General features: G+C 54.6%; 13 protein-coding genes. 12 read left to right on the top strand and 1 reads right to left on the bottom strand.

Features of this window, described 5'->3' with window-relative positions; translation table 11 throughout:
- Window positions 1–29: 29 nt before the first annotated feature.
- The 6 genes from ACJJID_RS08160 (at window position 30) to ACJJID_RS08135 (ending at window position 7,189) form a co-directional block, all read left to right on the top strand.
- Entirely contained in the window at window positions 30–1,664 is a 1,635-nt protein-coding gene (locus tag ACJJID_RS08160; protein WP_444922276.1) for an alpha/beta hydrolase, read from the top strand.
- Window positions 1,665–1,748: 84 nt separating this feature from the next.
- Window positions 1,749–3,383, top strand: coding sequence for an alpha/beta hydrolase (locus tag ACJJID_RS08155; protein WP_444922275.1), 1,635 nt, complete (start codon window positions 1,749–1,751; stop codon window positions 3,381–3,383).
- A 51-nt stretch (window positions 3,384–3,434) separates the two neighbouring features.
- Window positions 3,435–4,676 (top strand): lipoprotein-releasing ABC transporter permease subunit, encoded by a 1,242-nt coding sequence (locus tag ACJJID_RS08150; protein ID WP_444922274.1) that lies wholly within the window; start codon window positions 3,435–3,437, stop codon window positions 4,674–4,676.
- Window positions 4,677–4,748: 72 nt separating this feature from the next.
- Window positions 4,749–5,501, top strand: a complete 753-nt coding sequence (gene lolD, locus ACJJID_RS08145) for a lipoprotein-releasing ABC transporter ATP-binding protein LolD (RefSeq protein ID WP_152453712.1) — start codon at window positions 4,749–4,751, stop codon at window positions 5,499–5,501.
- The gene (locus ACJJID_RS08140) at window positions 5,494–6,753 is read left to right on the top strand and encodes a lipoprotein-releasing ABC transporter permease subunit (RefSeq protein WP_444922273.1); all 1,260 of its coding nucleotides are present in this window, start codon (window positions 5,494–5,496) and stop codon (window positions 6,751–6,753) included. The genes lolD and ACJJID_RS08140 overlap by 8 nt, the downstream gene beginning before the upstream one ends.
- Window positions 6,754–6,784: 31 nt before the next feature.
- The gene (locus ACJJID_RS08135) at window positions 6,785–7,189 is read left to right on the top strand and encodes a hypothetical protein (RefSeq protein WP_444922272.1); all 405 of its coding nucleotides are present in this window, start codon (window positions 6,785–6,787) and stop codon (window positions 7,187–7,189) included.
- Here the strand turns inward: ACJJID_RS08135 and ACJJID_RS08130 are convergent.
- The gene (locus ACJJID_RS08130) at window positions 7,179–7,706 is read right to left on the bottom strand and encodes a DUF2062 domain-containing protein (protein ID WP_152453710.1); all 528 of its coding nucleotides are present in this window, start codon (window positions 7,704–7,706) and stop codon (window positions 7,179–7,181) included. The two genes, ACJJID_RS08135 and ACJJID_RS08130, sit on opposite strands and share 11 nt — an antisense overlap.
- A gap of 306 nt (window positions 7,707–8,012) precedes the next feature.
- Here ACJJID_RS08130 and ACJJID_RS08125 point away from each other — a divergent pair, with 306 nt between their 5' ends.
- From ACJJID_RS08125 to ACJJID_RS08100, 6 genes are all read left to right on the top strand, one after another.
- The gene (locus ACJJID_RS08125; RefSeq protein ID WP_444922271.1) at window positions 8,013–8,693 is read left to right on the top strand and encodes a GntR family transcriptional regulator; all 681 of its coding nucleotides are present in this window, start codon (window positions 8,013–8,015) and stop codon (window positions 8,691–8,693) included.
- Window positions 8,694–8,696: 3 nt separating this feature from the next.
- Window positions 8,697–9,575 (top strand): methylisocitrate lyase, encoded by an 879-nt coding sequence (prpB, locus tag ACJJID_RS08120; RefSeq protein ID WP_444922270.1) that lies wholly within the window; start codon window positions 8,697–8,699, stop codon window positions 9,573–9,575.
- 98 nt (window positions 9,576–9,673) lie between these two features.
- Window positions 9,674–10,801, top strand: coding sequence for a bifunctional 2-methylcitrate synthase/citrate synthase (gene prpC, locus ACJJID_RS08115; protein ID WP_444922269.1), 1,128 nt, complete (start codon window positions 9,674–9,676; stop codon window positions 10,799–10,801).
- A gap of 129 nt (window positions 10,802–10,930) precedes the next feature.
- Window positions 10,931–13,528: a Fe/S-dependent 2-methylisocitrate dehydratase AcnD gene (gene acnD, locus ACJJID_RS08110; RefSeq protein ID WP_444922268.1), complete on the top strand. Its 2,598-nt coding sequence runs from the start codon at window positions 10,931–10,933 to the stop codon at window positions 13,526–13,528.
- The gene (prpF, locus tag ACJJID_RS08105) at window positions 13,529–14,710 is read left to right on the top strand and encodes a 2-methylaconitate cis-trans isomerase PrpF (RefSeq protein ID WP_444922267.1); all 1,182 of its coding nucleotides are present in this window, start codon (window positions 13,529–13,531) and stop codon (window positions 14,708–14,710) included.
- Between the two features lie 289 nt (window positions 14,711–14,999).
- A complete protein-coding gene (locus ACJJID_RS08100) occupies window positions 15,000–15,674 on the top strand; it encodes a 2OG-Fe(II) oxygenase (protein ID WP_444922266.1) in 675 nt (224 codons plus the stop codon).
- The last annotated feature ends 148 nt before the right edge of the window (window positions 15,675–15,822 follow it).

The raw sequence follows: 15,822 nt of genomic DNA, 5'->3' as shown, positions 1-15,822 counted from the left end.
ACTGGGCTTGGTCCTGCGGGCGAGCATGGATGCGACTCTCAAAAACCTTCTCAGTTCTGGGGCTATTGCTAGGCGCCATTCTCTTTGCTCTATCCCTCACTCCCTCACTGACTCCACGCAGTACCTTAATACAGGGAGCTCTGGCAGGAACATCCTTCACTTTCGGCTATGTCATCGGTGTGTTTTTGCACTGGCTGTGGAACTACCTTGAGCTTCCCGACATTCCTCTGAACCACGGGCAGCGCAAAGTGCTCAAGCGCTTGGCGCTGGTTGCCTGCATTTATCTGATCGTTATTTTCCTCTGGCAGGGTGCTCACTGGCAGAACTCGGTGCGCGCCCTGATGGGCATGCAACCGGTTTCCGGGATTGGTCCCTTTACCGTAGGGTCGGTGGCCCTGCTTATCTTCTTAACTTTCTGGCTATTGGGGAGGGGGTTTCGGCATATTATTCTCGCTGTCTCCCAGCACCTCGCCAGGCATATCCCCGAGAGGGTGGCTTTGCTCACGGGGCTAGTCGTAGCGCTAGCGCTGTACTGGAGTATTTTGAATGGGGTACTTCTAAAAGCGACGCTACATACCATCTCAATCATTTGGGAAAGGCACGACCAGGTTATTGCGGAGGGGCTAAAGGCACCTGAGGCCCCATATAAAGTGGGGGGAGCCAATTCTCTTTTATCCTGGAAGTCGGTTGGGCATCAGGGGCGGCGGTTTCTGACACTTGGGCCCAGCGTTGAAGACATTCGTGAAGTTGCCGGGTTGGGCAAAGAACCGATCAGAGTTTTTGTTGGGCTGCGTGCGGCAGAGACCCCCTTACAGCGGGCCTTTTTGGCCCTGGCCGAACTGAAGCGCCTCAATGCTTTTGAGAGAGAGATTTTACTGATCGCGACCCCCACCGGTGAAGGCTGGCTGGACCCTGGGGCGGTGAATTCTTTGGAGTACCTATATCGGGGGGATGTGGCTAGTGTCGCCACACAATACTCCTACCTGCCAAGCCCTTTTGCATTTTTAACCGATAACCGATACGGCGTGGAATCGGCTAGGGCACTATTTAAGGTGATCTACGAATATTGGGAAGATTTGCCGGTCGAAACACGCCCCAGGTTATATCTTTTTGGCTTGAGCCTTGGCGCTCAATTGTCTGAAGCCTCCTTTGATTTCTATGACATCATCGATGACCCTATTGATGGCGTACTCTGGGCTGGGCCGCCATTTGGTTCCGGTATCTGGCGCACAATAACGGACAACCGTGATCCCGGTACTCCCGCCTGGCTGCCGCAATTTAAAGGGGGGGAGGTTGTGCGCTTTGGCAATCAGTATGGCGGCTATTTGGGGCAGGAGCCTTGGGGGCGTTTCCGCATTGCCTTCTTACAACATGCCAGTGACCCCATTGTTTTCTTCGATTTTCGCTGGATGTTACGAAAGCCCGACTGGCTGGAGCGCCCCCGGGGGCCGGATGTCTCGCCCGATCTTCACTGGTTTCCAATCGTCACCATGCTGCAGCTGCTGGCAGACCTGAATCTGGGGATTGCGCCACTGGCGTTTGGTCATCGCTATTCTCCCGATGGATATCTCCTCGCATGGATGGCGCTAACGGAGCCACCTGACTGGAGCGATGAGGAGCTAAAGCGTCTGCGGGAAAAGCTCAGAACCTACCCGGTGCGTTGAAAATATGGAAATGCCGGGGCTGATTCAGGTGGGGTGGGTGCTGTGCTAGTTTGACGAATATCTTGGTCGCGCGGGCAGGCATGGATGCGAACAACGGTTGCTTTTTCATTTGCTGGCCTGTTGCTTGGTGCAATTTTTTTCGCACTAAGCCTAACTCCTTCGCTAATTCCCCGCAGTTCCTTAGTTCAGGGCATCCTTTCCGGCGTCGCCTTCACCATCGGCTATTCTTTGGGCGTGCTTTTCCGCTGGATTTGGAAGTATTTAGGGATTCCTGATCCCCCGATAACCAATCAGCAACAACTTAGATTGAGGATCTTGGTGATTCTCATTGGCGCCAGCCTGATTTTTGGGTTTCTCTGGCAAGGGACAGACTGGCAGAACTCGGTGCGCTCGTTAATGGGGATGCCATCGGTTACCGGCGTTGGCCCTGCTACGATCGGAGCTGTTGCGTTCTGTGTGTTTCTACTCTTCAGGATGATCGGTAAAGGTTTCCGTAAGATAGTTCTCGCGGTGTCTGCTCGGTTGGAAGAGGTTATTCCAGAGCGAGTGGCAATGCTCACGGGGTTACTTATCGCGCTATTGATTTATTGGAGCGTGTTGAGTGGGGTGCTGCTTCAAGCGGGTCTATATACGATTTCAATCATCTCTGAAAAGCTGGATTTGATTATTGCTGAGAACCTGCCGCCCCCAGAGAACCCCAGTGAGACAGGTGGGGCGGACTCGTTTCTGTCCTGGGGCAGTGTCGGGCATGAAGGGCGCCGATTTCTGACGCTTGGACCCACTGTCGAGGATATTCGGGAGGTTGCTGGAGAAGGAATCGACCCTATCAGAGTTTATGTGGGCATACACTCTGCGGATACTCCACAACAACGTGCACTCTTGGCGCTTGAGGAGCTAAAGCGGCTCGGGGCATTTGAGCGGGAAATTTTGTTGATCGCAACTCCCGTGGGAGATGGCTGGATAGACCCGGGTGCCGTGAATTCACTTGAGTTCTTATACCGGGGTGATGTGGCTACAGTCGCAGTTCAGTATTCATATTTACCAGGTCCGAGCGCGCTATTTACCGACAATAAATATATCAGAACCTCAGCACGCTCACTGTTCAAGGTGATTTACGATTACTGGAAAGAGTTGCCTGTGAGCAAGCGCCCCAGGCTTTATCTATATGGACTGAGTTTGGGGGCAAAGCTGTCTGAAGACGCATTTGAGTTCTACGATATTATCGATAACCCCATTGATGGTGCGCTCTGGGCCGGGCCGCCTTTTAGTATGAAAGCTTGGAGGGTGATTACTGATAACCGCGATCCAGGCTCGCTGGCCTGGCTTCCCCAGTTTAGGGGAGGGAAGGTGGTGCGCTTCGGCAACCAATACGGTGGTTATTTGGGGCAAGAGCCCTGGGGTAAATTCCGTATCGCTTTTCTCCAGCACGCCAGTGATCCAATCGTCTTTTTTGATTGGCGTTCGGCGCTTCGCAGGCCCGACTGGCTGGAGCACCCGAGGGGGCCCGATGTCTCTCCGGATCTGCGCTGGTTTCCTGTTGTCACTATGTTGCAGTTGCTGGCGGACTTTAATGTTGGGGTGACACCGAAGGATTTTGGGCACCGCTATTCTGCAGAGGGATATACCCTCGCTTGGATAGCCCTGACCGAGCCCCCAGGCTGGAATGAGACAGAACTGCAAAATCTGCGAGCGAAGTTAAAAACGTTCTCTAAGCGTTGATGTTGCTTAAATCCTTGGATTTCTTGACTATTTTCCGTTTAAATCGGCTCTATGTTAAAACCTGTCCCCCTTTTTATTGGCCTGAGATATGTCGCTGCCCGCCGCAGGCAGCAGTTTATTTCCTTTATCAACGGCTTCTCCCTGGTTGGCATGGCGCTGGGTGTTTTTGCCTTGATCGTCGTGACTTCAGTCATGAACGGCTTCGATCGTGAGCTAAAAACACGGATATTGAGCGTGGTGCCCCATGGCTTTGTCGAGCGTGAAGGCGGCCTGCAGGAGTGGCAGGGCGTGGCCGAAAAGCTAGTGCAGCAGCCCCATGTGGAGGCGGTGAGTCCCTTTGTGAAAGGATTTGCCCTGTTGAGCGCCTACGGCGACAGCCACGGAGTTGAGTTCCAGGGTGTTGATCCCGAGGCACTGCGCAACGTCTCCAAAGTGGGTGAGAACATGGTGATGGGCAGCCTGGATGAGCTGCAGCCGCGCAGTTACCGCATCGTGCTCGGCCGTATCCTCGCCCAGCAGCTCAATGTGATGCCCGGTGAATCCGTCATTCTGACCCTGCCTGAAGTCGTGGTTACTCCCGCTGGCATCTTCCCGCGTACCAAACGCTTTACCGTCGCCGGTGTTTTCTCAGTAGGTGCCCAGGTAGACCAGAATGTGGCACTGATGCATGTTGAGGACGCGGCCCGGCTGATGCGCATGTCCGGCAAGGTGCAGGGGCTGCAGCTGCGTTTTGACGATATGGACAATGCCCTGGGCAGGGTCGAGCCCTATGCCGCGAATCTCGGTGAGGGGTTCAGTGGGGAGGACTGGAGTCATTCCCAGGGGAGCTTGTTCCAGGCGGTGAAGATGGAAAAGACGGTGGTCACTTTGATGTTGATGATCATCGTGGCCGTGGCAGCCTTCAATATTGTCTCAGCCCTGGTGCTGATGGTGGCGGACAAGCGCTCCGATATCGCCGTACTCAGGACACTTGGGCTCACATCCCGCCAGATTATGGTGGTGTTCGTCGTGCAGGGGAGTGCTATTGGGTTGATCGGTGCCTTCAGTGGCGCCTTGCTGGGAATCCTGGTTGCGCTCAATCTCACCGAAATGGTGAGCTGGGTCGAGAATCTACTGGGTGCCAAGATATTTGATCCGCGGGTATTTTTCGTGAGCTATCTGCCGTCGGAGTTTCGTTTGGGCGATGCGGTAGTGGTGTTATCCGCCGCTGTCTGTATGAGCTTGCTAGCGACACTGTTCCCCGCGTGGCGGGCGGCGCAAATCGAGCCGGCTGAAGCTTTACGGTATGAATAAAGTTTTTGTAAATCAAATAGATATGATTGGTTTGCAAAGTAATTTCTTAGAATTTGGAAGCGGCAAATATTGATGAATAGTCGAGTGGAAATAGACGCCGAGCAAGCGAGACCGGCGCAGGCTCCCGGTGATGCCGTTCTGGCCTGTCGCCAGTTGCGCAAGAGTTATCGCCAGGGGGGCAGGGACCTTGAGGTTCTGCGTGGAGTAGAGCTTCAGGTAGAGCGGGGCGAGAAGCTCGCCATCGTGGGGGCCTCTGGCTCTGGCAAGTCTACCCTGCTCAATTTACTCGGCGGGCTGGATACGCCGAGTACGGGAGAGGTTTGGGTGGCTGGCCAGAACCTGGCGACACTCAATGCCAATGAGCGCGGTTGGCTGCGCAATAGCAGTCTCGGTTTTGTCTACCAGTTTCACCATCTGCTCAACGAATTTACCGCATTGGAAAACGTGGCTATGCCATTGCTGATAGGCAAGCACAGTGTGGCGAATGCCCGAGCCGAGGCCAAATCCATGCTTGAAGCGGTGGGTCTCGGGGAAAGAATTGGCCATAAACCCTCACAGCTATCCGGTGGTGAGCGCCAGCGCGTGGCGATTGCACGGGCACTGGTGACTCGCCCGGCCTGTGTGCTGATGGATGAGCCCACCGGAAACCTGGATAGAGCGACGGCAGGGGAGATTCACAAGTTGATGGACCGGCTCAATCGCGAGATGGGGATCAGTTTTGTGATTGTCACCCACGACCCGGATCTTGCTGCGGCCTTGGACCGCTGCCTGCACTTGGTGGATGGTGAGCTTCTCAGTGACTGGCACCAGGGTGATCATGTTTAAGCCGCTCCCCGCCTTTATCGGCCTGCGTTACGCGGGAGCCCAGCGCCGCAGCGATGACTCCGCCGGCCTGGTCTCTTTTATCTCTGGTCTGTCGATGATTGGCCTGGTGCTTGGCGTTGCCCTGATGATCGTGGTGATGTCAGTCATGAATGGTTTCGATCGCGAGCTGCGTGAGCGCATTCTCGGCATTATGCCCCATGCTACTCTCTATAACGCCACTGCGGAGGTGGATTGGCCCGCTTTGCGCGATCAGCTGGCGGCGGATGCCCAGGTGGAGTCTGCAGCGGAAGTTTGGCAGGTGAACGCGCTAGCCCGTCGTGGCAGTGAGGTAACACCACTGTTGGTACAGGGAGTCAACCCGGACACCATCGTTAATGTGTCAAACATCAGTGATTTCCTCAGCCCGAATGCCTTTCCTGCGATACTCGATGATTCCGAGCCGGGGGTGATTCTTGGGCGTGGTATTGCGGAAAAACTGGGAGTGGAGCAGGGCGATTACCTGTCTTTGATAGTACCGAACAACGATGCCGCCTCAGGTGGCCGTCGTGCCGCTCACGTGGCCGGCTTCAAGGTGGCGGAAGTCTTTCACTCGGGAACGGTTCTGGATCAGTCTCTAGCGCTGGTTTCCTGGGAGCAGGCCCAGGGGCTGGCCGGCAAAAAAGGTGGCGCTGGCATACAACTGCGTGTGACCGAGATGCTGGAAGCCAATTGGATTATGCGGAGATTGCTGAAAGAACTGCCCCGCGATGGCTACTACGGCACGGATTGGAGTCGCACTCACGGTAATCTCTACCAAGCGATTCAGATGTCTCGCAATCTGGTGGGACTACTGGTGCTGTTGATCATCGCCATTGCCGCATTCAACGTGGTCTCGACCCTGGTGATGGTGGTAATCGACAAGCATACGGATATCGCCATTCTGCGCACTATGGGTGCCAGCACCCGGCAGATTCTTCTCACCTTCGTCAGTCAGGGAGCGTTAGTGGGATTGGTTGGTGCGCTCGTTGGTGGTGCACTGGGAATTTTGGCGTCGCTGACGGTAACTGACCTGGTGGCGGGTCTTGAATCCACGTTCGGCATCCAGTTTCTAAAGTCTGATGTCTATCCGGTAGATTATCTGCCATCGGAGCTTTCCTGGGCTGATGTGGCTCTGGTGGTTGGCGCGGGTTTCCTGCTTAGCCTGCTGGCCACGCTCTATCCCGCTCTCCAGGCCAGTCGCGTGCAGCCCGCTGCGGCATTGCGCAACGAATAAACGGCTGGTGCTGATCAGGGCTCAACAGATATTGCGCAAGTTACTGCCGCTGCCAGCGGCAGTCATCTCTTGGATTCTTGTTCTTTATAGTAAGTTAGTAAGTCTGAAATTTGAAAGCTGGCGGATAAAGACCTTTTGCCCGGATGGCATGCGCGAGGGAACGGTTTGCTATGCCGAGGGTTGGCAGATTTTTCCGTTGTGGTTGGTATGCCTTGGCGCCATGACCTCAGCCCTGGTAGTGGTCTGGATGGTAGCCTTAACCGCCTCGGGAGATAGGGGCAAGGCAGCTGCCATTTCCTTTCAGGTCGGTACATTTACAGCTCTAGGACTGGGAAGCCTTACGGATCAAGCCCTACCGGCACTGCTGTCGATTGCCGCGGAAGCCGCGGCTTTGTTTTGTGTTGGCAGGTATTGCAACAGTAAGATCAGCTGCTGACCGCAGAGCGGCGCTCTATACGCAGCTTCCAGCGTTTTACCACGTGCCAGCGCCATAGGGCGCGCATGGAAAAATAGGCGACAGTGGCAAAGAAAACCCCCGCCAATACCGAGCCAAAAAACAGCGGCATCCAGATTTTACCAACCTCGTCCGTAAGCCACTCCCAAGAGAGCTCAATATCAAAGTCCACCGGGGGGGTGCCCAGAATCCAGGCGCCCAGCTTGTAAGTGCTGTAGAAAATCGCGGGCATGGTGATCGGATTACTAATCCATACCAGGATGATGGACAGCGGCAGATTACAGCGCAGCCAGAGGGCCAGTAGTGCGGCAATAACCATTTGACCGGGTAGCGGCAGGAAGCTGGTGAAAACGCCAACGGCAAAAGCGACTGAAACCGAGTGACGGTTCAGGTGAAATAGATTGGGATCGTGAAGAAGAGTCCCCAGAAACTTGAGCCCATTCTTGGCTCGGATTTCTTCGGGGCTTGGCAGCCATCGCCTGATAATACTCTTAGGCATAACTCTGTCTGAAACCTGGGTGCTGGCAGCCTTTGTTAATGAGCGCTGTACCGGGGTTTGGAAAATTCATTCGTCGGGATTTTTTCCCTACCCCAAATAAGCATAGAGCGCCCAGGGTGGTAGGGCATGCCGTATCTGGCGCGGGCGCTATTATGCCCACTTAAGGGAGGCAAGACTACTACTGTGATAGAAGTCATTTTGCGCCATAAATTGTCAACAATTGTTCACAATGATTCGAGTTGACGCTCAGGTCTGAGTGATTTAAGGTCTGCCATCCTAAAAAATTGTCGACAATATTGAAACCTTATGGGTTCGACTGGAGTAAATAGCTCCCTGCGGGAGCCTCATCAAAGCCTTGCTGAGCGCCTGTTTTTAACCCTGCGCGGCGAAATTGTGGAGGGTCGTATTCCCGCGGGCAGCAAAATCAGCGAGCCGGAATTGGCCCGCCGCTTCAATGCCAGTCGCGGCAGTTTGCGTGAAGCCCTGATGCGTTTGGAGTCACTGGGTTTGCTGGAGCGCCGGGTCAATGTGGGTGCTCGCGTGGTAGAGCTGAGTGAACGCGGTCTGTTAGATCTCTACGAAGTGCGAGAAGCACTTGAGGGAATGGCCTGCCGCCTTGCCGCCGAGCAGCGCAGCGAGGAAGACCTGTTGGAACTGCGCCAGATGTTGTCCCGTCATGAGCAGCAGGAAGAGCTGCAAGCCGGTAAGGCGTACTTCCAGCCGGAGGGGGACTTCGACTTCCATTTTCGTATTGTGCAGGCCTCCAAGAACGACCTGCTGATCGACACCCTGTGCAACCGTCTTTATTACCGTGTTCGTATGTATCGCTACCAATTGGGCATGGCCAGCCCCAGGGCTCAGCGGGCTTTTCGCGAACACAGCCACATTATCGAAGCCATAGAAGCGGGGGATGGTGAATTGGCGGAGCTGTTGATGCGCCGACATATCCGTGCTTCCAGGCAGAATATTGAAAATAAACTGAGGTAGAGCATGAGCCAAAAGCCTTCCGCCGGCGCGCGTTTCCGCAGCGCCCTTGCCGAGAACCAACCGCTTCAAGTGGTTGGCACCATCAATGCCTATTCCGCCATCATGGCCGAGCGTATTGGTCATAAGGCGATTTACCTTTCCGGTGCCGGCGTTGCCAATGCCTCTTACGGCCTGCCGGATCTGGGTATGACCAGCCTCGACAATGTGCTCGAGGACGTACGCCGTATTACCGCGGCCAGTGAGCTGCCGTTGCTGGTGGATATCGATACCGGCTGGGGTGGCGCTTTTAACATCGCCCGTACTGTCAAAGAAATGATTCGTGCCGGTGCCGCAGCGGTGCATATCGAAGATCAGGTGGCACAGAAGCGCTGTGGCCACCGTCCCAATAAAGAGATTGTTTCCAAGCAGGAGATGGTGGATCGCATCAAAGCTGCCGTGGATGCGCGTACCGATGATGACTTCTTTATCATGGCCCGCACAGATGCCTTCGCTCAAGAGGGTTTAGATGCCGCTGTTGAGCGTGCTCAGGCCTGTATCGAAGCCGGTGCCGATGGCATCTTTGCCGAGGCGGTCACTGAGTTGGAGCACTATCGCGCATTTAAAGACGCGCTGAATGTGCCCATTTTGGCGAATATCACTGAATTTGGTAAAACCGAACTTTATAACGCTAAAGAGTTGGGTGAAGCGGGCGCAGATATCGTACTGTATCCGCTGTCGGCGTTCCGCGCCATGAACCGTGCGGCGGAGAATGTGTACTCCAGCATCCTGCAAAATGGTGACCAAAAAGCAGTAGTGGACACCATGCAGACCCGTGAGGAGCTATACGACTACCTCAATTATCACGTGTTCGAGCAGAAGCTCGATGAGTTGTTTAAGAAGTAAATCACTTTACAAAATGTATGAGCCGCCGGATTTGGCAGCTCATACGGCGGTTTTCGGATAAACACAGAGACTGTGTCAATTTAGGGGAGAGAAGGAAGATGTCAGATAAAGCATTGAGTGGTGCCGGACTGCGCGGCCAGGTAGCGGGTAAAACGGCGTTATCCACGGTAGGTAAATCCGGCTCAGGCCTCACTTACCGCGGTTACGATATTAAAGATCTGGCGCAACACTGCGAGTTTGAAGAAGTTGCCTACCTGATCTTTTATGGAGAACTGCCTACCAGCGACCAGTTGGCGGAATATAAGGCCCTATTAAAGGGTATGCGCGGCCTGCCGCAAGCGCTAAAAGAAGTGCTGGAGCGCATTCCCGCCGATGCCCACCCGATGGATGTGATGCGTACCGGATGCTCCATGTTGGGTAACCTGGAAGGGGAAGAGTCCTTTGCCCAGCAACTGGAAAAAGCCAACCGCCTACTGGCCGCTTTCCCCTCTATCATCTGCTACTGGTATCGCTTCACCCACGACAACGTGCGGATCGAAACGGATACCGATGACGACAGCATCGGCGGCCACTTCCTGCATATGCTGCGTGGCGAAAAGCCCAATGAGTTGCATGAGCAGGTGATGAACGTTTCCCTGATCCTCTACGCAGAGCACGAGTTTAACGCGTCCACTTTCACTGCCCGTGTTTGTGCCTCTACTTTGTCTGACCTGTTTAGCTGTATTACCGGTGCCATCGGCACTCTGCGTGGGCCGCTGCATGGCGGTGCCAACGAGGCGGCAATGGAAATGATCGAGCGTTTTGCCAACCCGGATGAAGCAGAGAAAGAACTGCTGGGCATGCTGGAGCGCAAAGAGAAAATCATGGGCTTTGGCCACGCGATTTATCGCGAGTCCGATCCGCGCAACGAGATCATCAAGGCCTGGTCTGAGAAACTGTCTGAAGATGTGGGCGATAAGGTTCTCTACCCGGTCTCCGTACGTTGTGAAGAAGTTATGTGGCGTGAGAAAAAGTTGTTCTGTAATGCCGACTTCTTCCACGCATCCGCTTATCACTTTATGGGAATTCCCACCAAGCTGTTCACGCCGATTTTTGTAATGTCTCGTGTTACCGGCTGGGCTGCCCACGTATTTGAGCAGCGCGCAGACAACCGCATTATTCGCCCGAGCGCTGAATATGTAGGTGTTGAGCCGCGCGAAGTACCGCCTATCGCCGAGCGCGGTTAATTTTCATTTCTTACTGAAATGATGCACACCCGGTGTGCCGGCTCCAGGTTGCCATTGGTTGGCGACCTGGAGCCACTTTCTTAAGAGACACGATTTTAAAAAGATTCGACTGAACTGATTTACCTAGCTATGAATACTGATTACCGCAAATCACTGCCCGGTACCGACCTCGATTATTTCGATACCCGCGCCGCCGTTGACGCGATCCAGCCCGGAGCCTATGCCAAACTGCCGTATACCTCACGTATTCTGGCGGAAAACCTGGTGCGTCGCTGTGAGCCGGAAAAACTGACCGACTCCCTGAAGCAGATTATCGAGCGCAAACGCGAGCTGGACTTCCCCTGGTTTCCGGCGCGAGTGGTGTGCCACGATATTCTTGGTCAAACCGCACTGGTGGACCTGGCCGGTCTGCGCGATGCCATTGCCGAAAAAGGTGGTGATCCCGCCAAGGTAAATCCAGTTGTTCCTACCCAGTTGATTGTGGATCACTCCCTCGCGGTCGAGCACCCCGGTTTTGAGAAGGATGCTTTTGAGAAAAACCGTGCGGTAGAGGAGCGTCGTAACGAAGACCGCTTCCACTTTATCAACTGGACCAAAACCGCGTTTGAAAATGTGGATGTGATTCCTCCCGGCAACGGCATCATGCACCAGATCAACTTGGAGAAAATGTCTCCGGTGGTGCAGGTGCGCGAAGGCGTGGCCTTCCCGGATACCTGTGTTGGTACCGACAGTCACACGCCGATGGTCGATGCTCTGGGTGTGATTTCTGTGGGCGTTGGCGGCCTGGAAGCTGAGAGCGTGATGCTCGGCCGCGCCTCTTATATGCGTCTGCCGCATATTGTTGGAGTGGAGCTCACTGGAAAGTTGCAGCCGGGTATTACTGGTACCGACTTAGTATTGGCTCTCACTGAATTCCTGCGTCGCGAGCGCGTGGTCGGAGCCTACCTGGAATTCTATGGTGAAGGGGCTTCCAACCTGACCCTGGGCGATCGCGCCACTATTTCCAATATGACGCCGGAGTATGGCGCGACTGCGGCCATGTTCTCTATCGATGAGCAAACCATCGACTATCTCAAACTCACCGGCCGCGATGATGAGCAGGTAGCTTTGGTAGAGAAGTTTGCCAAGGAAACGGGCCTCTGGTCTGACACCTTGAAGGATGCCGAGTACGAGCGCGTACTGAAGTTTGACCTGGATACAGTAGGTCGCAACCTTGCTGGCCCCTCCAACCCTCACGCGCTGCTACCGGCCTCGGAACTGGCTAATCGCGGTATCGCTAAAGCCTGGGAAGAGAAAGCCGGTGAGATGCCCGATGGCGCTGTGATTATTGCGGCGATTACCAGCTGCACCAATACCAGTAACCCGCGCAATATGATTGCCGCAGGCCTGATTGCCCGCAATGCCAACAAGCTCGGCCTGACCCGCAAACCCTGGGTGAAATCCTCCCTGGCTCCAGGCTCCAAAACAGTAAAAATGTATCTGGAAGAGGCCGACTTGCTACCGGATCTGGAGCAGATGGGCTTCGGTGTAGTGGCTTTCGCATGCACTACCTGTAACGGCATGAGCGGTGCCCTGGACCCGAAAATCCAGCAGGAAGTGATCGATCGCGATCTGTATGCTACTGCGGTCCTGTCCGGAAACCGCAACTTCGACGGTCGTATCCACCCCTATGCCAAACAGGCATTCCTGGCTTCACCACCGTTAGTCGTTGCCTATGCGATTGCCGGCACCATTCGTTTCGACATCGAAAAAGATGCGCTGGGATACGATGCCGATGGCAACCCAATTACCCTGAAAGACATTTGGCCTAGCGACGAAGAGATCGATGCAATCGTACGTCAGAGCGTGAAGCCGCAGCAGTTCCGCGATGTGTATATTCCCATGTTCGAAGAGCGGGATGCCGCAGATGAGCAGGGCCACGCACTCTATGACTGGCGCCCGATGAGTACCTATATCCGCCGCCCACCTTATTGGGAAGGTGCCCTGGCAGGCGAGCGCAGCTTGAAAGGCATGCGTCCGCTGGCTGTGCTGGGTGACAATATCACTACCGACCACTTGTCTCCCTCCAATGCCATTCTCGCTAGCAGTGCTGCCGGTGAATACCTAGCGAAAATGGGATTGCCGGAGGAGGACTTCAACTCCTACGCGACCCACCGCGGCGACCACCTCACTGCCCAGCGTGCAACTTTCGCCAACCCGAAGCTGCTCAACGAAATGGTTCGTGATGACAGCGGCGAGATTCGCCAGGGTTCTCTCGCCCGTATCGAGCCGGAAGGGCAGGTTACCCGGATGTGGGAGGCGATCGAGACTTATATGGATCGGAAGCAGCCGCTGATTATCATTGCTGGTGCCGACTATGGGCAGGGCTCTTCCCGTGATTGGGCCGCGAAAGGTGTGCGCCTGGCCGGCGTAGAAGCGATTGCCGCCGAAGGCTTCGAGCGTATTCACCGCACTAACCTGATCGGTATGGGCGTGTTGCCGCTAGAGTTTAAGCCGGGAACTACTCGCGAAACCCTGGGTATCGACGGTACCGAAACCTTCGACGTGATCGGTGAGCGTACCCCCCATGCCACGCTGACCTTGCTGATTCACCGTGCGAACGGTGAGATGGTTGAGGCCCCGGTAACCTGCCGTTTGGATACCGCTGAAGAAGTTTCCATTTACGAGGCGGGTGGCGTCTTGCAGCGTTTTGCTAAAGACTTCCTCGAAGCAGAGGCGACGGCTTAAATGTTGAAATTTGCTCCTCAAGTCAAAATTCCCGCGACTTATATGCGCGGGGGCACCAGCAAGGGCGTTTTCTTCCGTTTACAGGATCTACCCGAAGTTGCGCAGGTTCCGGGAGAGGCCCGTGATAATTTGCTGTTGCGGGTAATTGGCAGCCCGGACCCCTACGGTAAGCATACTGACGGGATGGGTGGTGCCACTTCGAGCACTAGCAAAACGGTGATCCTGTCTGCCTGTGATAAGCCCGATCACGATGTGAATTACCTGTTTGGCCAGGTTTCCATCGATAAGCCCATGGTCGATTGGAGCGGTAACTGCGGTAATCTCACTGCGGCTGTTGGAGCCTTTGCGATTAATAGCGGCTTTGTGGATGCTGCGCGGATTCCAGAGAATGGTATTTGTACAGTTCGCATTTGGCAGGCCAATATAGGCCAAACCATTATCGCCCATGTGCCTATTACCAACGGTGAAGTGCAGGAAACCGGAGATTTCGAGCTGGATGGCGTAACCTTCCCGGCAGCCGAAGTGGAAATTGAGTTTATGGACCCCTCGGACGGCGAGGGTGCCATGCTTCCCACCGGTAACCCAGTCGATGATCTCGAAGTGCCCGGGATTGGTGTGCTGAAGGCGACCATGATCAATGCCGGCATCCCCACGATCTTCGTCAATGCGGAAGCTATTGGCTATAGCGGCACTGAGCTTCAGGATGCCATTAATGGCGATAGCAAGGCGCTCGCCATGTTCGAAACCATCCGCGCCTATGGTGCGGTGAAGATGGGCCTGATTTCCTCTGTAGAGGAGGCCGCGGCCCGGCAACATACGCCGAAGATTGCCTTTGTCGCCAAGCCGCAGGACTACATCGCCTCCAGTGGAAAAAAGGTAGCGGCGCAAGATATTGATTTGCTCGTGCGAGCCCTCTCCATGGGTAAGCTGCACCACGCCATGATGGGCACTGCCGCCGTGGCTATCGGTACTGCAGCGGCGATTCCCGGCACCTTGGTAAACCTCGCCGCCGGTGGGGGTGATCGCAATTCCATCTGCTTTGGCCATCCCTCGGGTACATTGCGGGTTGGGGCCCATGCGAAAGTTGTTGATGGCCAGTGGGTTGCCACCAAAGCCATTATGAGCCGTAGTGCCCGTATCCTGATGGAAGGCTGGGTGAGGGTGCCAGGGGATAGTTTCTAGTCTTGGTATAATCACATCTTTAGGGGCGGGATACGTCCCTTCTGAGTAGTCGGCTTGGACTCTTGAAGGGTTTAGCCGACTCACTCAATACTTTCGTAGACTCTCAAGCAGCTTTGAGCTACCTTTCCCTGCACCCCGAGCCACCCATTCCAGCCCCTGGCTTATCCTCGGCCGCAATCTCACTCGGGTCTTACGCTGTTTCTATAAGAATACAGATTGATTATTAAGCAGTGCTTGTGGCGAAATTTCCACCCATCGCCGCGCCTCTTATTGTTAGCAGGAAAATAACTTGGTAGCAGCAAAATCGTTAATGTCGCTCGGTGGCGATAACACAATCGATGAGACTCTATTTGCACATATCGCTAGGGATCTTACCGAGCAGGGCTATAGTATTCGCCATGCCGCACTACCTGAATCTCTTTCCAATGCGCTTTTTACCTATCAGCAGGAAATGAATGCAGAGAAATTTATTGATGCAGGGATCGGGCGAGGTGACGATTACCTACTGAATGAATTCGTGCGAACGGATGAAATTTGTTGGATTACCGGGGAGTCTGCTACAGGAAGAGACTGGCTCAACTGGGCGGGCCAGCTTCAGGTTTATCTTAACAGGCGTCTTTTTCTGGGGCTCTTCTCATTTGAAAGCCATTTTGCCCATTACCGGCCTGGGGACTATTACAAAAGACACTACGATGCATTTCGCGGAGAAGCGAATCGGGTGCTTTCATTGGTCGTTTACCTTAATCCAGGCTGGAACACTGCAGATGCTGGTGAGCTTGTGCTTTACAAAGATGAGCAGGATAGGGCCGGCACCAAAGTTACTCCGCTAATGGGAACGGTGGTGACCTTCTTGAGCGAGGAGTTTCCCCACGAAGTTCTACCAGCTAATCGGGATCGCTACTCTATTGCAGGCTGGTTTCGGGTTAATACTTCTGTAACCGATCGGGTTGATCCGCCCCGTTAAAGTACTGAGTTACCCGCCTTGAAATGAAGCTCTAAAATTCCTTCCTATCGAGGGAAAACATACTAGCGCTCTGCGGCAGCCGCAGAGCCTCTAGGGTACTACATCGCCTTCCGATTGGTTTAAAGGTCCGATTGATCCTAATCGCGAT

It is taken from the genome of Microbulbifer sp. CnH-101-G (genome assembly GCF_052466775.1).
This window is presented reverse-complemented; position numbering and strand designations above follow the sequence as displayed.